16 protein-coding genes are annotated in these 20,406 nt (G+C 65.7%); 7 read left to right on the top strand and 9 right to left on the bottom strand.

Annotated features, from left to right (window positions below; genetic code table 11):
• Positions 1–39: 39 nt before the first annotated feature.
• The gene (locus NP3_RS03040; RefSeq protein ID WP_063037519.1) at positions 40–1,731 is read right to left on the bottom strand and encodes an FAD-binding dehydrogenase; all 1,692 of its coding nucleotides are present in this window, start codon (positions 1,729–1,731) and stop codon (positions 40–42) included.
• A complete protein-coding gene (locus tag NP3_RS03035) occupies positions 1,728–2,339 on the bottom strand; it encodes a TetR/AcrR family transcriptional regulator (RefSeq protein ID WP_063037592.1) in 612 nt (203 codons plus the stop codon). Before NP3_RS03035 ends, NP3_RS03040 begins: the two co-directional genes overlap by 4 nt.
• Before the next feature lie 191 nt (positions 2,340–2,530).
• Between NP3_RS03035 and NP3_RS03030 the strand changes: the two genes are divergently transcribed.
• From NP3_RS03030 to NP3_RS03010, 5 genes are all read left to right on the top strand, one after another.
• The gene (locus NP3_RS03030) at positions 2,531–3,580 is read left to right on the top strand and encodes a zinc-binding alcohol dehydrogenase family protein (protein WP_063037591.1); all 1,050 of its coding nucleotides are present in this window, start codon (positions 2,531–2,533) and stop codon (positions 3,578–3,580) included.
• Positions 3,581–3,763: 183 nt separating this feature from the next.
• Complete coding sequence (locus NP3_RS03025) at positions 3,764–4,423, top strand: cutinase family protein (protein WP_063037590.1); 660 nt, start codon at positions 3,764–3,766, stop codon at positions 4,421–4,423.
• Between the two features lie 99 nt (positions 4,424–4,522).
• The gene (locus NP3_RS03020) at positions 4,523–6,223 is read left to right on the top strand and encodes a bifunctional metallophosphatase/5'-nucleotidase (RefSeq protein WP_063037517.1); all 1,701 of its coding nucleotides are present in this window, start codon (positions 4,523–4,525) and stop codon (positions 6,221–6,223) included.
• A 305-nt stretch (positions 6,224–6,528) separates the two neighbouring features.
• Positions 6,529–8,562: an SDR family oxidoreductase gene (locus NP3_RS03015; protein ID WP_063037515.1), complete on the top strand. Its 2,034-nt coding sequence runs from the start codon at positions 6,529–6,531 to the stop codon at positions 8,560–8,562.
• 307 nt (positions 8,563–8,869) lie between these two features.
• Positions 8,870–9,511 carry a GAF and ANTAR domain-containing protein gene (locus tag NP3_RS03010; RefSeq protein WP_157124025.1) on the top strand — a complete coding sequence of 214 codons (642 nt, stop codon included), beginning with the start codon at positions 8,870–8,872 and terminating at the stop codon, positions 9,509–9,511.
• Between the two features lies 1 nt (position 9,512).
• On the opposite strand, the gene NP3_RS03005 is transcribed toward NP3_RS03010, so the two are convergent.
• Positions 9,513–10,274, bottom strand: coding sequence for a GAF and ANTAR domain-containing protein (locus tag NP3_RS03005; protein WP_063037511.1), 762 nt, complete (start codon positions 10,272–10,274; stop codon positions 9,513–9,515).
• A gap of 330 nt (positions 10,275–10,604) precedes the next feature.
• Here NP3_RS03005 and NP3_RS03000 point away from each other — a divergent pair, with 330 nt between their 5' ends.
• Both NP3_RS03000 and NP3_RS02995 read left to right on the top strand, forming a co-directional pair.
• Positions 10,605–11,324: a GAF and ANTAR domain-containing protein gene (locus NP3_RS03000; protein WP_063824644.1), complete on the top strand. Its 720-nt coding sequence runs from the start codon at positions 10,605–10,607 to the stop codon at positions 11,322–11,324.
• Between the two features lie 328 nt (positions 11,325–11,652).
• Positions 11,653–12,183, top strand: coding sequence for a sigma-70 family RNA polymerase sigma factor (locus NP3_RS02995; protein WP_245720780.1), 531 nt, complete (start codon positions 11,653–11,655; stop codon positions 12,181–12,183).
• Positions 12,184–12,336: 153 nt separating this feature from the next.
• Here NP3_RS02995 and NP3_RS02990 read toward each other — a convergent pair whose 3' ends face one another.
• From NP3_RS02990 to NP3_RS02965, 6 genes are all read right to left on the bottom strand, one after another.
• A complete protein-coding gene (locus NP3_RS02990; protein ID WP_063037509.1) occupies positions 12,337–13,473 on the bottom strand; it encodes a glycosyltransferase in 1,137 nt (378 codons plus the stop codon).
• Positions 13,470–14,858 (bottom strand): glutamate-1-semialdehyde 2,1-aminomutase, encoded by a 1,389-nt coding sequence (locus NP3_RS02985; RefSeq protein ID WP_063037588.1) that lies wholly within the window; start codon positions 14,856–14,858, stop codon positions 13,470–13,472. The genes NP3_RS02990 and NP3_RS02985 overlap by 4 nt, the downstream gene beginning before the upstream one ends.
• A gap of 122 nt (positions 14,859–14,980) precedes the next feature.
• Positions 14,981–16,306, bottom strand: a complete 1,326-nt coding sequence (locus NP3_RS02980; protein ID WP_063037508.1) for a GNAT family N-acetyltransferase — start codon at positions 16,304–16,306, stop codon at positions 14,981–14,983.
• Positions 16,307–16,308: 2 nt separating this feature from the next.
• Positions 16,309–17,664, bottom strand: a complete 1,356-nt coding sequence (locus tag NP3_RS02975) for a glycosyl hydrolase family 28-related protein (protein WP_063037507.1) — start codon at positions 17,662–17,664, stop codon at positions 16,309–16,311.
• Complete coding sequence (locus NP3_RS02970; RefSeq protein WP_063037505.1) at positions 17,661–18,980, bottom strand: Wzz/FepE/Etk N-terminal domain-containing protein; 1,320 nt, start codon at positions 18,978–18,980, stop codon at positions 17,661–17,663. The genes NP3_RS02975 and NP3_RS02970 overlap by 4 nt, the downstream gene beginning before the upstream one ends.
• Positions 18,971–20,353 carry a hypothetical protein gene (locus tag NP3_RS02965; RefSeq protein ID WP_174566164.1) on the bottom strand — a complete coding sequence of 461 codons (1,383 nt, stop codon included), beginning with the start codon at positions 20,351–20,353 and terminating at the stop codon, positions 18,971–18,973. The genes NP3_RS02970 and NP3_RS02965 overlap by 10 nt, the downstream gene beginning before the upstream one ends.
• Between the last annotated feature and the right edge of the window lie 53 nt (positions 20,354–20,406).

Here is a 20,406-nt window from a genome sequence, read left to right as displayed (position 1 = left end):
CGGCGAGGTGCCGGAGGCGGATACCGCAGCAAGCGAGCACTAGCTCAGTTTGGTTGCGAGGGCTCGTCCGGCGGCGCGGCCGGAGAAGATGCAGCCACCGAGGAAGGTGCCCTCCAGTGCGTTGTAGCCGTGCACACCGCCGCCGCCGAATCCGGCGACCTCGCCCGCGGCATACAGTCCCGGCAGCGGTGTGCCGTCCGGACGCATCACCTGCGAATCCAGATTGGTCTGCAGTCCGCCGAGGGTCTTGCGGGTCAAGATATTGAGCCGCACCGCGATCAGCGGCCCGCTGGCCGGATCGAGGATGCGATGCGGTTTGGCCACGCGGCCCGCCTTGTCGCCGAAGTACTGGCGCGCATTGTTGATCGCCATCAGCTGCGCGTCCTTGGAGTACTTATTGGCGACATCGCGATCGCGGGCGACGATCTGCTGTTCCAGCTCGTCGAAGTCCAACTGCGGGCCGCGCGCGATCTTGTTCATGCCATCGACCAACTCGCGCAAGGTATTCGCGACCACGAAGTCGACCCCGTGCTGTTTGAACGCCTCGACCGGACCGGGCGCACCCTTGGCCACTCGGCTCTTGAGAGTGAGTTTGAGATCCTTACCGGTGATATCCGGATTCTGCTCCGAGCCCGATAGCGCGAACTCTTTCTCGATGATCGCCTGGGTGAGCACGAACCAGGAGTAGTCGTAGCCGGTGGCAAGGATCTCCTTCATCGTCGAATTGGTGTCGAAGCCCGGGAAACACGGTGCGGGCAAACGCTTTCCGTTGGCGTCGAACCACAGCGAGGACGGACCGGGGATGATCCGGATGGCGTGATCGGGCCAGATCGGATTCCAGTTGTTGATGCCCTCGGTGTAGTGCCACATGCGATCGCGATTGACGATGGCGCCGCCCGCGGTCTCGGAGATGCCGAGCATCCGCCCGTCAACGTGTGCGGGCACACCGGAGATCATGGTCTCCGGCGCCGGACCGAGCCGTTCGGTGGGCCAGTTGCGGCGGATCAGCTCGTGATTGTGGCCGATACCGCCGGAGGTCACGATCACCGCCTTGGCGCGGAATTCGAAGTCGCCGACTACTTTTCGTGACGAAGCCCGACCGCGTTCCAGATCGGTCTGCTCGAGTACACTGCCGCGCACGCCGACCACCGCACCGTTCTCGACGATCAACTCGTCGACCTGATGCCGGAAACTGAAGCCGACCAGTCCGTGGCGCTCACCTTCGAGCACCGGCTCCTGGAATACCCGCACCACCTCGGGGCCGGTACCCCAGGTGAGGTGGAAGCGCGGCACCGAATTGCCGTGCCCATCGGCGAAGGCGCCACCGCGCTCGGCCCAACCGACCAGCGGCGTCACCCGCAAACCCAACTCGTGCAGATAGTCCCGCTTCTCGGTAGCCGCGAAGCGCACATAGGCCCGCGCCCACTGGCGGGCCCAGTAGTCCTGGTCCTCGCGATCGAAACCCGCCGAACCGAACCAATCCTGCAGTGCCAGTTCGTAGGAGTCCTTGATGCCGAGGCGGCGCTGCTCCGGACTGTCCACGAAGAACAATCCGCCCAGCGACCAGAAAGCCTGGCCGCCGAGGTTATTGCGATTCTCCTGGTCCAGCACATGCACCTTGCGGCCGGTCTTGACCAGTTCGTGGGTCGCCACGAGCCCGGCCAGGCCCGCACCGACGACGATGACATCTGCCTCTTGCGTGAATTCGGGACTCGGGTCGGTCATGGTCATCCTTCGGTTTCGGTGCTGTAGACCAGCACGATGTGGCAGAAAAGGTCGGTGCGTCGCATGCGCACTTTGCGGCTGCGGGGTTCCATCAGCACCTGAACGGCGGTGCCGTCGTGCACCGCGACCAAGGCCTGTCCGAGCGCGACGGGATCGGGCACGGTCCGGCCGACGCGGGCCAGTGCGGCCACGATCGTCGGCATCAGCGCCGCGACGATCGCCTCCTCGCGTCCGGCCATCACCTGCCGCAGGCCGGGTGTGCGCAGCGCGTGCGAGGTGAATTCGGCGGTGATGCGGAACCAGTCCTCGTCGATCGGCACGGCGCGGTCCAAGCGTTCGACCGCGGCGCGGATATCGGCGACGCCGTCGATCGAGAAGCCGTCGAGGGTCGCGCGGATACCGGCGATCATGGCGGCCGATCGCTGCTCCCACATGGCCAGGAACAACTCGTCGAGCGAGGTGAAGTTGGAGTAGAAGGCGCCACGGGTGAACCCGGCCCGTTCGCAGACGCGTTCCACCGAGGCGCGGCCGAAGCCCTCTTCGGCGAAGACCTGATACGCGGCGGTGAGCAGGCGTTTACGTGTTTCGGTGCGCCGACGGGTCACCCGGCGCATCGGGGCCTCCGCATCGGTGGTCGAGGCCAAGGTGCACCTCCTCGGGCATCCGGTCCATTCGATACAGGAATGTATTCAATACAGAAATGTATCAGAAGGCCGACTCGCCTTCGGCGGAACGGGTGAACCAGCGCGGTCGGCAGGGATAATCCGAAGAGACCGTTCTCCCTGTCGGGTGAGGAGTGATCGGCATGAATGCGAGTGCGGCGACCACGGGCATGACCGGCTGGCGGGTGCGACGGCCGGGACCGATAGATGGCGGACCGCTCGACTTCGTGCGCGAAGCGGTGCCCGAGCCCGCGGCCGGTGAACTCCTGGTGCGGGTACTGGCCTGCGGGGTCTGTCGCACCGACCTGCATGTCGCCGAGGGGGATCTGCCGGTGCATCGGCCCGGCGTGGTGCCCGGGCACGAGGTGGTGGGGGAGGTGGTGGCGCAGGGACCGGGATCCGCTGGGGCACTCGGCTCTTCGGCTCCCGGATTCGCGGTGGGTGATCGCGTCGGCATTGCCTGGTTGCGCCACACCTGCGGAATCTGCCGGTACTGTCTGCGCGGCGCGGAGAATCTCTGCCCGAATTCGGAGTACACGGGCTGGGACGCTGACGGCGGTTACGCCGAATATGCCACTGTCCCAGCGGCTTACGCCCACCAGCTGCCCGGCGGATACAGCGATATGGAAACCGCGCCGCTGCTGTGTGCCGGGATCATCGGCTATCGGGCGCTGCAGCGCGCCGATCTGTCGAGGGGTGGACGGCTCGGGATCTACGGCTTCGGCGGCAGCGCGCATATCGCCGCACAGGTCGCGCTGGCGCGCGGTGCCGAGGTGCATGTGATGACCAGGGATCGGGCCGCGCGCGAATTGGCCGCCGACCTCGGCGCGGCCTCGGTGCAGGGTGCGGCGGATCGGCCTCCGGTGCAACTGGATTCGGCGATCTTGTTCGCGCCGATCGGCGAGCTGGTGCTGCCCGCAATGGAAGCGCTCGATCGCGGCGGCATTCTCGCCGTCGCGGGCATCCATCTCAGCGATATCCCGGCACTGAACTATCAGCGGCATCTGTTCCAGGAGCGCGAGATTCGCTCGGTGACTGCCAATACCCGCGCCGACGCGCGCGAATTCCTCACGCTGGCGGGCGAACACCGTATACATGTGACCACAACGGGGTACTCCCTCGGTACGGCGGATCGAGCCCTCGCGGATCTCGCATACGGACGTTTCACCGGCGCAGCGGTTCTCATCCCATAGGCGCCCGAATCATCGTGCGCGGGAACAGATTCCAGGACACGATTCAGCGCTGAACCGGTCTCGCTTCAGCTGAGTTGCTTGACGCAACTCTCTATCGTTCTTACCTTCACGGATATAGCCGGGTGACAGTTGTCGCTGACAATCGTCACTCGGCTTCTCACAACGGCGTGAGAGGTGATCACGATGGAAATCCGGAAGGTAAGAATCCTCGAGAAGTGGCGGCTGGCACGAGTATTCGCTGTGCTATTGCTCGTCGCGACGGCGGGGGTGGTGACCAGCATCGCCGCGCAGGCACGGGCGGATTGTGCCGCGGTCGATGTGGTCGTCGCCAGAGGCACCGGGGAACCCGGGTGGCTGGGCTCCGTCGTCGGCGATCCGCTGTATGACACTCTGCTCCAAGCACTTCCGGTGAGCAGCAGCGCTTACCGGGTGGACTATCCCGCGGACCTGCTCGACCCCACGTCGCTGAGCCGAGGTACCCAGGACATGACCGACCATGTCATTCGGCAGTCGCAAATGTGCCCGGATCAGCAGTTCATCCTGGTCGGCTACTCGCAGGGCGCGGCCGTCGTGCACGGTGTCGTCGGCACCGGCATCGTGACCGCGCTGCCCGGGATCTACGTGCTCCCCGGCGATCTCGAATGGAAGGTCTCCGCGGTTCTGCTGTTCGGTGATCCCCTCCGCCTGATCGGCTGGGGCGTCCCCGGCAACTACGCCTGGAAGACCGCCGATTACTGCACCGGTGGTGATCCGATCTGCGGTGGCGGCTTCGACCCGAGCCAGCACACGAACTACGGCTGGGCATTCTGGCCGGCCGCGGACTTCGCGGCGGGCCGGGTATAACCGGGAAATCCGCGCGGCGGGGTCGAGCATCGACCCCGCCGTCGGTGTGTTCGCACGAGATTCATGCCGATGGCACCCGGGCGTGGGACAGTCAGAAGTATGAGAGCGCACCGTCGCATCGGCATGATCATTGCGGGACTCGTGAGCATCGCCCTGGTGGCGGGGTGCGGTACCGCATCCGACAGCGGTCACCCGACCACCTCGACGGCACCGGGGGTGATCCCGCTCATCTCGACCGACGATCTGCGCGGCGCGCAGTCGGACGAGATACATCTGTTCGGGCTCAACGATTTCCACGGCAATCTGCAACCACCCACGGGTTCCACCGGCAAGATCGCCGGACACGACGCGGGCGGTGCCGCCTACCTCGCGACCCATCTGGCTCGGTTGAAGAAGGCGTATCCGGCCAGTGCCGTGGTGTCGGCGGGGGACAATATCGGCGCGAGTCCGCTGGTCTCCGGACTCTTCCACGACGAGCCGACCATTACCTTCCTGAATTCCATCGGGCTGGCCGCATCCTCGGTGGGCAATCACGAATTCGACAGCGGCGTCGTCGAATTGGCGCGACTGCAGCAGGGCGGGTGCGCGCTCGCCGGATGCTCGCCCGGCGCGCCGTTCACCGGAGCGAAGTTTCCCTTTCTGGCCGCCAATGTCACCGGTGCGGACGGTAAGCTACCGCCCACGCTGCGACCGTGGATGATGCTCGAGGTCGGCGGACACAAGATCGGTGTCATCGGCACGGTGACCCCCGAGACGGCGAGTATCGTGCTGCCGGAAGGCATTCGGGGCTACACCTTCGGCGATGAGGTCGCGGCGATCAATCGCTATGTCCCCGAGGTGAAGTCGGCCGGTGCGCAAACGGTGGTCGCCCTGGTGCACGACGGTGGTGTGCAGAAGACAGCCCAGAATGCGGCGGTCGACTACAACGGTTGTGCGAATATCTCCCCCGAGGTCACCGCATTGGCAAGCGGTGTCGATCCCGCGGTGCGGGTGCTGTTCACCGGACATTCGCATCAGCCGTATGTCTGCACCATCGACGGCAAGGTGGTCACCCAGGCCGCCTCCTACGGTCGGCTGATCACCGATGTCACCCTGCGCTTCGGCGCCGACGGTGTGCAGGCATCGGCGGTCAACCGGGTGGTGACCCGGGAGGTCACTCCGGACGCGGCCACCACCTCGCTGATCGACTTCTATGCCGAGCAGGCCAAGCCGCGCGCGGAGCGGCCGGTCGGCATCGCGGCGGCGTCGCTGCCACACGAACCGGCGGGCTCCGGCGAATCGCCGCTCGGCGATGTCATCGCCGACTCGATGCTCTCGGTCACCGCGGCCGCACCAGCGGCGGCGGTCGCGGCCTTCATGAATCCGGGCGGGGTACGCACCGATCTGAAGTCCGGTCAGATCAGCTACGGCGATATCTACAGCGTGCAGCCATTCGGCAATCAGGTCGTCACCGTCACCATGACGGGCAGTCAGATCCTGCGTCTGCTCGAGCAGCAATGGAGCAACGGCAAGGCGACCGTGCTCTCGCCCGCCGGGCTCACCTACACCTATGTCGAGTCGAGTCCGAAGGGCAGCAAGGTCGTCGCGGACAGCGTGCGTATCGGCGGCCAACCCCTCAACCCGGTCGCCACCTACCGCATCACCACCAACAGCTTCCTGGCTTCGGGCGGTGACGGTTTCACGGTCTTCACCGAGAGCACCGACAAGACTGTCGGACCCATCGATCTTGATGCTTTCGAGACCTATCTGAATGGCCGCCCCCCGCTGGAATCGCCGCCCGCCCGCGCCGGGAAGCGCTGAGCCGTTGGGCAAACGCGGTGTCCCGATTAAGGTTTCGCGTTCGGGCATTATCTGAAAACTGTTGTAACACACAATATTAGCGACGCCCATTGGTGACCATTCACACATCGCCCTTGGCCGTCGTTCGCTTGCTCGAGGCTAGCTGCGCCGATTAAAGTTACCCACCAGTAGGGCAACGGTGTCCCTGCATTGGCTCAGCAAACTGTTGGCTGGAAGCCGAAATCAATGATGTCCGCATTCACTGCTGCATGCTGGGCGCGCATGTGTGACAACTCAATTCGAGTGCGACAGCAGGAGGAAATGCGATGACGACTTTCATCGTGACGGGCGGAACCGGATTCTTGGGCCGGCGGGTTGTTCAAGAACTGCTGGCGGCCGATTCCGAAGCCATTGTGCATGTGCTGGTTCGCACCGCGTCGGTGGCGAAATTCGGTGAACTCACCGCGGGCTGGACGGGTGGCGAACGCGCATTTCCGATGCTCGGCGATCTGACCGCCGAAGGTCTCGGTTTGATCGAGGACGCGCCCAAGGCCGACCACGTGATCCACCTCGGTGCGGTCTACGACATGACCGCCGACGAGGAGACCGCACACGCGGCCAATGTCGCGGGCACGCGCTCGGTGTTGGAGCTGGCCCGCGAATTGGGCGCGGTGCTGCACCACGTCTCCTCGGTCGCCGTGGCCGGTGACCACAAGGGCAAGTTCTTCGAGGAGGATTTCGACCTCGGCCAGCGGCTGACCTCGCCGTACCACCGGACCAAATTCGCCGCGGAGAAGCTGGTCCGCGAATCGGAGGGGGTGCGCTGGCGGGTGTATCGCCCGGCGATCGTGGTCGGCGATTCGCGCACCGGTGAGATGGACAAGATCGACGGTCCGTACTACTTCTTCCCGGCCATCTCGCGCCTCGGCGCACTGCCCGCCGAACTGCCGATGCTGCTGCCGGATCTGGGTGCGACCAATATCGTGCCGGTCGACTACGTGGCGGGCGCGATGGTCGAGCTGGTGCGCCGCAAGGGGCTCGACGGACGTACATTCCACCTGGTCAACCCCGAGCCGCAGCCGTTCGGCGATATCTACGGTGCGCTCGCTGCCGCGGCGGGTGCGCCGACCGGAATCGGTACGGTGCCCGGCAGCGGGTTCGCGCTGAACGGGCTCGCTCACATCCCGGGAGTCGCGACGGTTCGCGATTTCCTGTTGGAGCAGTTGGGAATTCCGGCCGAGGTCGCACCGCACGCCTCGTTCGCGGCGGAATTCGTCTCCGACTCCACGCGGGCACAGCTGCGCGGGACCGGGTTGGCGGTGCCCTCGTTCGAGAGCTACGCCGGGCGGCTGTGGCAGTACTGGGCCGAGAACCTGGATCCGAACCGGGGCCGGCCCGGCGACAGCGGTGATCCGCTGGACGGTCGCGTCGTCCTGATCACCGGGGCGTCCTCCGGTATCGGCCTGGCCACCGCACATGCCGTCGCGCAGCGCGGTGCGACCGTGCTGATGGTGGCGCGCGGTGTCGACGATCTGCACGCCGCGGCGGAGTCGGTGCGGGCCGAAGGTGGTGTCGCCCATGCCTATCCGTGCGATATCACCGATTCCGACGGTGTCGACGACCTGGTCGCCGCGGTGCTCGCCGATCATGGTCATGTCGATTATCTGGTGAACAATGCGGGACGGTCGATCCGTCGCTCGGTGGTCAATTCCACCGACCGTATGCACGATTTCGAGCGGACCATGGCGGTCAATTACTTCGGTGCGGTGCGACTCATTCTCGCGCTGCTGCCGTCGATGCGGGCGCGGCGCTTCGGACATATCGTGAACATCTCCTCGATCGCCGTGCAGACCAAGGTGCCGCGCTTCGCCGCGTATGTGGCGAGCAAATCCGCGCTGGACAACTTCAGCGAGATTGCTGCCGTCGAGAATCGGGATGCGGGAATCACTTTCACCTCCGTGCGCATGCCATTGGTGCGCACGCCGATGATCGCGCCGACCGATATCTATCGCTCGCTGCCGGTGCCGGATCCCGACCGCGCTGCCGAAATCGTGGTGCGCGCCATCGAGGATCGCCCGCACCGCATCGACACCCCGGTCGGCACCTTCGCCCAGGCGGTCGAACTGCTGATGCCGTCGGTCAAGCGGACGATCATGCACCAGGGGTTCCGCTGGTTCGGTGAATCCCATGCGGCGCAGGGGAAGCAGCAGAAGACGGTGGCACCCGCCGCGACCGACGATGCGGATCAGGACTCCGGTCGCAATGCGCTGTCCTACCTCGCACCGGTGGTACTGCCACTGATGGCACTGCCGAGCCCGGCCGCGCGGGTCACCCGGGTAATCCCCGGCCTACATTGGTGATAGATCCCATCATGGGCTGATCGTCCCGATGCGCACCGCCTGCTGCGGCGAGCGTGGGACGTTCGGCCCTGGTGTGGACGATTGGTGTTTCGTATTCTTGCGGTGCCGACCTGCCGTATTTCCTGCGCGTAGTTGCGGTCCGGTGCCGGGGTGGTGACGAATCCTGGGACAAGGGACCGTCGAACTCGTCGCAGGGATAACGGTCGTGAAATCTCGTAGGAATGGTGTGGGGCAGTTCGATCAGTTGACCGATGAATTTTTGTCGGCCCTCGAGTTTCTGAAAAAACTGTCGGCCGAAGGCGGTGGGATGACCGCCCTGTGCGGCGCTTGTGTGCGGGTGCTGCCGGTGCAGCGTGCCGCGATCCTGATCCAGGAGCGCGATGCCGGGCTGCAGCCGTGGGCCACCAGTGATTCGGTGGCGGCGCGGGTGGAGGCGGTGCAGGCCACCGCGGGGCAGGGCCCGGCCGTGGACGCTGCCGTCGCCGGTGTGCCGGTACTGGTGGCCGATCTGGCCGAAACCGATGTGCGGTGGCCGGGTTTCGCCGATGAACTGAACCGCGTCGCGGTGGCCGGGGCCGTGGTCGCGGGGTCGATGGTCGCGGTGCCGTTACAACTGGGAGTGGTGCGTTTCGGGGTGCTCGATCTGTATCGGGCCGAACCGGGCAAACTGGAACCGTACGTGATTTCGGCGGGGCTGCACATCGCCGATCTGGTCATCGCGCAACTGGTGGCCGGATCGGCGAAATCCGCGCACGCCGCCGCGCAATGGTGGGATCAGCCGCTGACCAGTCGCACGATCCACCAGGCGGCCGGAATCGTGCTCGCACAATTGGACATTCGCGCACCCGACGCTTATGCGCGGCTACGCGCCTATGCCTTCGCGCACGGGCTGTCGCTGGCCGAGGTCGCGGCGCTGGTCGTGGCGGACCGGCTGCGCTTCGATACCTGACTCAGTCCGCCGCGTCCGCACGCAGATCGATGCGCCCCTCGACGATGTCACCAGCGATTTCGGAGAGCCGTCGTCCGGTGGTGCGAGCATGTCCGCGCATGAATTGGAACGCACGATCCATATCGCGGTCGCCGCGCTCGGCGAGCACACCCTTGGCCTGCTCGATGGCGACGCGCGTGTTCAGGGCGGTCGGCAACTGCGCCTGGATCATCGCGCCCTGTGCGAGCATCACGTGTTGCGCGATGCCGACGGCCGCGATATCGGCGAGGATCTGGCCGATGCGCAGATCCAGCTGTCCCAGCGCGGTGGCCGAGGTGGCAAGGATTGTGAGCGCGCCGATGCTGTCGCGGTGCAGCCGCAGTGGCACGGCATAGGCGGAGCGATATCCCGCGGCCCATGCCGCGGGTGCGAACTCCGGCCACAGATCCGCGTCGGCACGCAGATCGGAGACCGATGTCGCGGTCTTGTTCCGGTAGGCATGCAAGCTCGGTCCCTCGTGCTGTAACAAACCGAGCAGTCGGGCCGACTCGTTGGTAGAGGCAAGTACTTGCAGCTCACCGCGTTGGTCGGCTAGCAACAATCCGGCATCGCTTGCGCCGGTGACTTCGGTACACGCTTCCAGTAGCTGCTGACATAGTTCGACAACGTCGAAATCGCTCGCCAGCGAGTCGACCGCGCGCACAAGTGACCGTAATAACTGGATCGAGTCCGGCAGCGGCTCGGATGATCGGTCGTGCTGCCGATCGTCGAATGGGGGCGCCATTGCAGTCTCCCGGTCGCGGTGATTGCTACTCGCCGCAATGCGGCACATTTAAACGGAGAGAATTCAGCGAAAATAAGCCTCACCTGGCACATCGTTGTGGCACGGTCAGGTCGAGCCTTGTCGTCCATCGTGGCATTCGGATAGTAGTCATGTCGACCACTATCCGATGGCCGGTCAACGGAATCCGATGAGTAGCTGGATAATTCAAAGGAGCATGGTGGTGTCGAAATTGTGGTGTGTTACTTCGCTTGGCCATACCATGGAAACGTCAGCAAGTGCGGCGCGGGACTTGAGGGGACGACCGACTTTCGCACGTGTGGGGTGATTCGGGTGTCTGACAACAAGGTGCTGGTTGCCGCGGCAGCGCGACTAGCCGAACTGCTACCTGCGATCGGTGACACGGCGGAGATGGTGCGCCAGCTGATGAACAGTGCGATCGTCGCGCTGGATCTGGCGGGCTGCACCGTCATGCTGATGCCGGACGAGACGCTCACGCCCGACGAGCGCTCCCGGATGGCCGCCGCGGCTCCGGACGAACTGGTGGCCATGGAACTCTGTCAGCATCGCAGTGAACGCGGTCCGAGCGTGGACGCGTACCGGTCCGGCAAACCCATCGCGATCGACGATATCGGTCGACACGGCGAGCGCTGGCCGGAGTTCGCCGCCGAGGCGGTCCGGCACGGGTTGTCGTCGCTGGCCGAGATCCCGATGCGGGTCGGCGAGACCACGGTCGGTGCGCTCGGCCTGTACGGTCCGAGCCCACGGATCTGGACCGACCAGGATCTCTCGGTGGGCGGACTGTTGGCGAGCATGGCGACCGGCCACATCGTCAATTCCAACGTGCTACGCCGTCAGCAGCGTCTGACCGCGCAGTTGCAGCATGCGCTGGATTCGCGGATCGTCATCGAACAGGCCAAGGGTGTGATCGCCAATGCCAGGCGGACCACGCCGGAGGTCGCGTTCGAACTGATCCGCACACATGCTCGCAAGAATCGGGTCGCCGTACACGCGGTGGCGAAAGGGATCGTCGAACTCGGCCTGCGCGTCTGAGTAAATCCATTACTGCGCGAAAGTGCATGATCATTTGCGCGCGGCGCGGTAATGTGAAGTTGGACTATCGGCCCCTGTCCCCGGCCGATTCCGTTCTCCGCCAGTGCCGTCCATGCCCTCGACGGTCTGCTTCGACGCAGCTTCATACGTCGAAATCAACCTGCATGTCGCATCACTTGTTTGTCTGGGGGCAATCGTGATCCTGCTCGTTTCATCTCGGTCCGAACACAATTCACATCGGTCCGTACGACTCCCAACCACGCTGCGGTCCGTCGCTCGGCCGGTTCGTAATCGGATTGATATCGAATCCGATGGCGTCGATGCGGAATTGGTACATCGCATCGGCGACGGCGATCAAGAGGCCTTCGCCCAGTTCTACCGCCGCACTCGCGGTCTGGTCTATCGCCGGGTGCTGGCGATCGTCCGTGACCGTGGGTATGCCGAAGAGACCTGTCACGACGTCTACCTCGAGGTATGGCGTTGTGCGATCGGGTTCGACGAGCGCCGCGGTTCCGTGCTCACCTGGTTGCGCATGCTGGCCCATCGCCAGGCCGTAGACCGGGTCCGGCACGAACGCGCCACCATGGACCACAATCACTCCTGGGGCAGTCGCGATTATCAGCCCCCGACCGATGTGGTGGCCGAGGCGGCGGTGTGGCACGACGAAAGGGACGCCCTGCGTCGCAGCCTCACCCATCTGACCGCACTCCAGCACGAATCCATCGCGCTCGCGTACTACTCAGGACTCAGCTATCCCGAGGTTGCGGCGCGTCTCGGGGTCGGTCTCCCCACGGTCAAATCCCGGATCCGGGCAGGGCTCGAGCACCTGAAGACCGACCTGTCCGAACCGCTCAACTAGCGCCGGGTAGGACTGCCCGTGCCGACGGTGAACGGCGCCAGCAGCGTCCAGCTGCAGCCGTCCTCGGTGCGGGCGGCAACCGGCGAATTCCCGGCCTCGCTCGAGATACCTTCGAGGCGGAAGTGGAGCGTCCTCGCTCGGCCGATCGAGTGGTTATCCGGATCCGATCGCGTTGCCGACGATGTCGGCGATGCCAGCGCGGAATGACTTGGGGGAGAAGGTCATTGCGTGGGCTCGGATTACTGTCGGATCGTAGAGGGTGGAATCGAAGTCGCGCATGGCCTGCGCCAGGCCCGCGATGACGTGCTCATCGCTGCCGTGTTCGACGAATTGGCCGGTGATTCCGGGGCGGACGGTATCGCGGGACCCGCCCTGATCGACCGCGAGAACCGGTGTGCCACAGGCCATTGCCTCGACAGGGACGATGCCGAAATCCTCGATGCCCGGCATGAGCAGTGCGCGGCAGCGGCGGTACATGTCGAGCAGGGTCTGGAAGGGTGTGGCACCGAGGAAGGTGGTTTCGGAGCCCGCGATCGCGTCGAGTTGGGGGCGGAAGCGTCCGTCGCCGAGGACGACCAGGCGCACACCCGCGCGCTGGGCGGCGCGAATGGCCAGGTCGGGGCGCTTATAGGGGACCAGGCGCCCAGCGGCGAGGAAGAAGTCCTCGCGGGGCACGGCCGGGTCGGGGGTGAAATCGTCGACCTGCACCGGGGGATTGACCACGGTCGAGGGCAACCGCCACCAGTCGCGGATGCGATCGGCCACCGCGTGCGAGTTGGCGATTACATGCGTGAGATGTGGGGCTGCGCGCAGTTCGCCGCGGCGCGCGAGTTGGCCGAGGGCGGTGAGTGCGAGCTGTCCGGCCCGGCCGCCCGCCTCCTGTGCGCGGAATTCCGGATCCCAGGCCCAGCGCGCCGGACTGTGCACGTACACGATGGTCGGTGCGTCCGTGGCGAATGCGGCCTGGGTGGCGAAGGCGTGATGACTGATGAGCACCGCGTCGAACCGTCCGCGCAAGGGCAGCCCTCGAAGGGCGCGTGGCACGAACGGCAATAGCGGGGCGTGCGAGCGACGACCGGTGGCGGCGTATGCGCCGCTGAGCCAGGTGCCCCGCACCGCGGTCAGCGGCGGTCGGATGCCTGCGGGATCGACAATCGGCGCGAATATCTGTGCGTCGGGCCAGGTTTCGACGAATTCGCCGACCACCGCCTCGGATCCGCCGTATTCGGTGAACCGCTCGTGCACGATCGCGATCCGCGGCGAACCGGTCCCATTGTGCGACAGGTTCATTCGGCCACCGAGTCGATGCGCCGGGGCTCGGCCTTGCGTCGAATGGCCGGAGCCACCGGGCGGCCCTCCAGCAATCCGTCGACCGTGCCCTGCTCAATTGCCTTGCGGTACACGCTCGCCGCCTCGCGGCACGCCGTGATCGTCTGGTCGATATCGGATTCGGTATGCGCGGCCGAGGTGACGAAGGATTGACCGAGCACACCTCGATCCAGCAGTTCCTGCAAAAATAGCGTGCGGAACTCCTGAGATGGCCGCCCATCGGGATCGCGGGTCACGAAGATCAGACAGGAGGGACGGCCCAGCACTTGCAGGTAGTCCGCGATATCGAGATCGGCGGCGATCGCGTTGACACCGTCGGCTAGCAACCGACCGGCGTATTCCAGTCGTGCGATCGGATCGCCGGTGGTGTATTCGTGCGCGACCGCCCGAAACGCCGCCAGCGAAGCCGATTCCGGCCCGTGCGTGGTGGACAGCAGAAAAACCCGATCGCGGTCGGTACGCAACCCGCCGAGCTCCATGAACTCGCGCTTACCCGCCAGCGCCGAAATCGGAAATCCATTGCCCATCGCCTTGCCCCAGCACGACAGATCGGGTGTCACCTCGTATATGGCCTGCGCCCCGCCCAGCGACCACCGGAACCCGGTGATCATCTCGTCGAAGATGAGCAGCGTGCGATGCCGATCGCAGAGTTCGCGCACACCTTCGAGAAAGCCGGGTGCGGGTTCGTGCAGTGCGGTCGCCGCCTCCATGACCACGGCCGCGACCGCGCCGGTATGCAGCACGGCGGCCAGCGACGGCAGGTCGTTGTACTGGAATTTCATCGTGCCTGCGACGGCCTCGGTGGGTATGCCGCTGTCCATCGTGGTGGTCCCGATGAACCAGTCGTCCACCGAGAAGAACGGTTGATCGCAGACCGCGATGACGGTGCGTCCGGTCGCGGCCCTGGCCAGCCGCACCGCGGCGGTGGTGGCGTCGGAGCCGTTCTTGGCGAATTTGACCATGTCGGCGCCCGGCACCAGCGACAGGAAGTCCTGTGCCGCAAGCAATTCCAGCTCGGTGGGTCGACTGAAGCTAACACCGTCGGCAATCGCCCTGGTCACGGCCTCGAGCACCGGGCGATACGCGTGGCCGAGGGTGACCGAACGCAAGCCCATGCCGTATTCGACATAGCAATTGCCGTCGGCATCCCAGACCCGACAGCCCTCGCCGCGCACCAGAATCGGCGCCATGAACTCCGGATACTGATCCGGCCCGCGGGCATAGGTGTGCGCACCGCCGGGTACCAGATCGTGCAGGCGCGCCTGGAGCTCGTTGCTGCGCGCGAAACGGTTGCGACGGGCCGCGGGGTTGTCGGGGTTGGTATGGCCGCGGTCGACGTGGTCCATGCTGAACTCCTGGGCAGAGATGATGCACGCGCACACAGGGCCCCCGGCACGAATCGGCTTGCGCGCGATAGGTTCTCCGGTTCACTGTACGTCCGGTGCGACGCCGTGTCCGCGCAACTCCGTCACCGCTGGGCGATAGGGGTGGTAACCGCCCACAGGTCGTGATCGGCCCGCCGACCGGTGGCGCCGACGAAGCAGCGCATGCGTCCCTCGCGGACCATGCCGACGCGCGCGGCGATTTCGGCCGCATGCACATCGCCGGGTTCGATGGCGGTCGCCACCCGGCACAGGCCGAGTGTGGTGAAGGCGTGGTCGAGTAGCAGCCGGGTGGCCGCTGTCCGGACCTGCTCACCGCCGACGGCTGGATCGGTCCACACGAACATGCGCGCATTGCGATCGAACATATCCAGATCGAACAATCGGCATTCGCCCGCGTAATCGCCGTTCACCTCGACCGCCAGCACCAGACCCTGTTCGGATCGCAATCCCGCACGAGCACAGAAGAATTCGCGTAGCCAGGCGATTCGTCCGTGCCGACGCTCCCATGCGGCGGCCGGCGCGTTCGGCTCCGGATCGAGTGCGGCGCGGTTACGGATTCGCGCGGCCCGCCACCGGGTCCGGTCCAGCAGGTGCCGACTGCGCAGCACCACCCTCGGATCGTCCTGATCGGTGAGGCGGGTTGTGGGCGGTGAGCGCAGCGGATCGAATCGGTGCAGTGCCCGGCCCGCGCAGTAGCGGGCAATGGCGGCCAGTACGGTGGTCCGGTTCAGCGGCGTATCGGTGTCGGCGTCCGGCCGGGCGGGCTGCGGCGTTTGCGGATGCTGGGTCGAGTGGTTCTCGATCCAGTGCCGCGCGAAGCCGTTCGGTGGGATCGCGGCTTTGGTGATCGCCCACAATTCGTGGTCGCGCCGAGCCCCGCCGACATCGAAATACCTGGTCATCATCGCTTCTCGCTGGAAACCGATGAGGGCGGCGCCGCGCGCGGTGGCGAGATTCGCCGGGGAGATCGGGGCGGTAATGCGTTGCAGACCAGCCAGTCCGAAACCGAAATCCAGCACCATGGACGAAGCCAGGCCACCGATGCCGTGCCGTGCCACCTCCGCGTCCACCCAGATCCCCATTTCGGCGGAGCCGGTCGCGGATTCGATGGAAACCACTTCGATCTGGCCCGCGAGTCTGCCGTCGACCTCGATCACCAAGGACAGTCGGCGACCCGCCCGCGTCTCCGCACGCACGCTGAGACATTCACGGACCCAGAGCTTTCCGGTATGTCGCGCATCCCAGTCCAGCGGCGAACTCGACCAGAAGGGTTCGATACAGCGTTGATCGCGTAGCCGGATCCGCCGCCATTGCGCGTAGTCGTCGAGCCGCGGCGGGCGCAGCACGACCGTCGCACCGTGCAATGTCATGGGTCCGAGCCGGATTCCGGACAACGAACTGCTGGACATGCTCACTCCCGGGGTCGTTGGCGGCCGAGCGAGGTTGTTTTCACGGCACCATCGGTGCCGACCGATAGACGCCAGTAGCCGCCCGCCGCGTCCTTGAGGATGATCCCGCTCTCCGCGTGGTCGGAAAGCCAAGCACCGCTGGACAATACGGCCGATCGCACGGTGCCGTCGGGGGCCTGCGCCTGGTAGATATCCGCATTGCCCTGCCCGGCCCGGCCGACCATGGTGCCGCTGTACTGCGGCGCGTGCATGCCGTCGCGCCCCATGACGTGCCACTTCTCCGGAAACATGCCGGGCGCGAGATCATCGGAGGCACTGGAGATCAGGTTGACCGCGGTGCCCTCCGGACAGCCCGTCGCGTCGATGCGCAACTCGATCGGCGGCCGATCGGAGTCCTTGTCGAATTGCACATTGGCCAGATACGGCTGCCGACAGTAGACGAGGTCGAGCCCGACCGTGCGCGCGGCGACCTTGCAGTTGATCATGCCGAACTGGGCGGGTCCGCCGCGGTCGCGCTGGCCCACCGACAGCGCCGTATCGGCGCCTTCGAACCAGACATTGGTCAGCCACCAGTCATTGGCCGCACCGTCGATGCTGATATGCCGATCGGTGGTGCGCGGATCCTCGTCGGAGACGAATTCCACATTGGTGAGCGATAGCCCCGCGTTGTGGTTGTTGCCGGTGCCGAGCACGCCGATGTAGTTGCTGGTGAGTTTGGAGGAGGTCACGTAGTTCTGGATGCAGGAGGTGACGATGCCGAAGCCGAAGTTGTTGATATCGCAGTTGACGAATGCCGTTCCACCGGTGTTGTTTTCGAGGACCACACCGCGCTGCTGCAGGAAGCGCGGATGGTTGTCGCTGAGGTGATTGCCGCGAATCACCACTCCATCGAAGGAGCAGCGGAACGATTCCGACAGCACCACCGCCGTCGAGCGCGATCCGGTCAGGAAGAAGCCGATGCGGGAGAACCGCACGCGGTTGCGTTTTCGCAGTGTGATGAGCGTGATGTCGGCATCGCAGGTGACCAGCGTGACATCGCCGCCGTCGCCGAGAACCGTTGCGTAGTCGGGCAGATCGGGCCAGGAGGTCACTTTGTAATGGCCTGCGGGCAGATACAGCACGAGCGGCGCGTCTCCGACGGCTGCCGCCGACCGGATCGCCGCGGTGTCATCGGCGACGCCGTCCCCGACCGCACCGAAGTCGCGGACATTGCGCGCCGACGGTGCGTCGGTGACATGCGGTGACCGGAATTCGACACCCGGGGAGTCGGAGGAGGAGCAGGCGGCCAGGGGTACCGCGGTGGCGGCGCCGAGGGATGCGGCCAGCAGTCGTCGGCGATGGACAGCCTCGAAACTCACAGGCGCAGCCTCCCCACCAGCCGCTGTATACCCGTGCCGAGCTTGCTGTACGCTACCGCGCCGGTGAGCAGATTGTCCCCGAATGTGGCCAGCGCGCCGCGGATTCGCGGTGCGGTGCTGGTGCCGAGTTCGACCACCGCGACGGTTTGCTCGCACAGCGGGGCAAGGGCGATCGCATCGGCCGCGTGGGCGACCGGTGCGGCCTGAATCACCACATGGTTGTAATCGGTGCGCAGTTTGGCGATCACGGCCGCGAACCGGTCGGAGGCGAGCAAATCCGAGGTGTGCTCATCCAGCTCGCCCAGCGGCAGCACCGTCATCCCGGCCTGCGGCCAGCCGGTCAGTGCATCGGTAACGGGCAAGGATCCGTGCAGGACACCGGCCAGTCCGGGCACCACCCCGGGGACGATCTGCTGTGATCCGCCGTGACCGGAGGTGTCGGCGTCGATATACACCACATGCCGTCCGGTATCGGCGAACGACTTGGCCAGTGCCATCGCGATTTCCGGCTCCGACCGTGCCGACAGACTCGACAGCAGCACCGTCGTCGCCTCACCGTTGCGCTGCAAACGCGTTCGCAGCCTTCGGGTTTCCTCGACCGCGCCCGGACGACCGAGATCGATGATGCCGAGGATCGGCACCGGCGCGCTGGTACGCGTCGATCCGGGAATCGGGCCCGCCAGCACCGCCTCCAGATCATTGGAGGTGCGCAGCTTGCGGTCGGTGCGATCGCGGACGAAGGCGGCCAGCCCGCCCAGCGCGAGTCCGGCCAGCACACCGAGCGCGAGCAGCCGGGTCGATTGCGGACCGCTCGCTCCGGAAGGCAATTCGGCCCGGTCCACGACCTCGGCGCGGGCGGCGGGTGCGGCGTCCTTCTCGATGGACTCGAGTTCGCCGATCAACTGACGGAACTGTGCGACAACGGTATTGGCGATATCGCGGGCGCGTTCGGGTGAGCTGTCCTTGATCGAGAAGACGATCAAGGTGGTGGCGGGCGGCGAGGCCGCGGTGATCTTGGCACGCAGTTCGTCGACCGACATCTTCAGGCTGAGATCGTCGATGGTGCGCTTGGCGACATTGGCGCTGGTGGCCAAGTCGAGGTACGACCGCACGCGCTGCTGGGCGGCCAGTCCGCCTTGATACGAATCGTTGACCGAGGTTCCGGTCGCCATCGAGACGTAGACGCTGCTCGTGGCCACATAGTTCGTCGGTTGGCTGCGTGCGTAACCCACCGCCGCGAGTAGGCACAGCACCAGCACACCGAGAATCAGCATCCAGCGACGACGCGCGATATGCCAGTAATCGATCAACCCCATTGTTCGGAACCTCTTTTCCCGATGACGAGCAAAGGCTGTTGCGGTGGCTGCGATAGGACCCGCGGTTTCGCGCGGCGGCGATATTCCTGGACCGCCAAATAGATCAGCGTCGCGAGCACCGCGGCCTGCAGGAATTTGCCGAGCGCTTCCATGCTGCCGAGGATGCCGCGCTCGAACAGCGAGGAGGCTCCGGTCAGCGCGAGCGCGAGCACCACCATCGGGAAGTGCCGGGAATACAGCGCTTTGGCCCAGGCGAGCAGCAGCACGAAGGTGAAGCCGACGCTCACCACGATGCCGGTATAGCCGCCGATCACATAGCCCTCGTTGATATTTCCCTCGGCGAGTGACACCGAGACTCGTGTCATATCCACCGAGGCGCCGCGAACGTCGTCGGCCCATGCGGTACCCGACTGGAATTTCGGGGCACCGAGCAGTTGGGTCGGAATCAGGCTCAGCGCGGCGTGGCGGAACTCCTCGGCGGGCGTCAGCCAATATCCGGTGCCGTGATAGTAGGCGTCGGTCGCGGCCTCCAGCAGATCGAAGCGCCGCAGGATGCTCAGGAACGGGCGCACCGAAGGCGGATATGCCGAACTGGTCATCGCTGCCTCGGCCTTGCCTGCCTCGGTGGTCTTGAACGACTGCAACCACCCGAAACCGCCGATGCCGAGCACCGCGATGGCCAGCACACCGACGACCTTGGCCTTGGTCCAGCCGAGTATCGCGAACCGGACCGCCACGGCCAGCGCGGCACCGAGGATCGGGGTCTTCGATTCGACGACCACGGTCCACATCAGTTCCCCGGCCAACAGCGCACCGATCAACAGCGCGGTGGTGCGCGGCTGGGCCGGTCGGATGAAAATGATCAGTCCGAGCGCTGCGACGGTCGCGAGAATGCTGACGAAGGCGAGAATCGGATTGGCGCTGTCGACATCACCGGCGTGCCCGGTGGATCCGGAGGCGTAGGAGGCGCCCCTACCGAGCAGCCCGATGACGTAGATGGCGGCCAGGGCGGGCACGAAATCCGGATTGCCGGTCATCGCGGGCGCGCGGGGTACCGGATGGTGTCGCGACCAGATCGCATATCCGACAATGAATATCGCGTATACCCACAAGCCGAAGACGACATGATGCAGCACCAGTGCGATGCCGCGGTCGTAGCCGAGTACGGCCAGTCGCGGGTCGGGCACATTGTCGCCGTAGTGCGGTTCGGGTTGTACTGCGAGGAGTACCAGCGGCCGGGCGAGGTAGGACAGCGACCAGAATGCCGCCTGCGCGATGATGAAAACCCGTGCGACGCTCGGCACCCACGCCGCAGCAACCACCAAAGTGACCAGGGCGCACGCGATTGCGATGATCTCGGAATAGGCGGTCATGACTGCGCCTCGCTGGCGCTCGGCTCCGTCATGCCCGCCTGGGCGGCTGTGTC

The sequence above is a fragment of the Nocardia pseudovaccinii NBRC 100343 genome, assembly GCF_001613225.1.
GTDB classification, from domain to species: Bacteria; Actinomycetota; Actinomycetes; order Mycobacteriales; family Mycobacteriaceae; genus Nocardia; species Nocardia pseudovaccinii.
The sequence above is the reverse complement of the archived record's forward strand: the minus strand, read 5'-3'. Positions and strand labels throughout refer to the sequence as shown.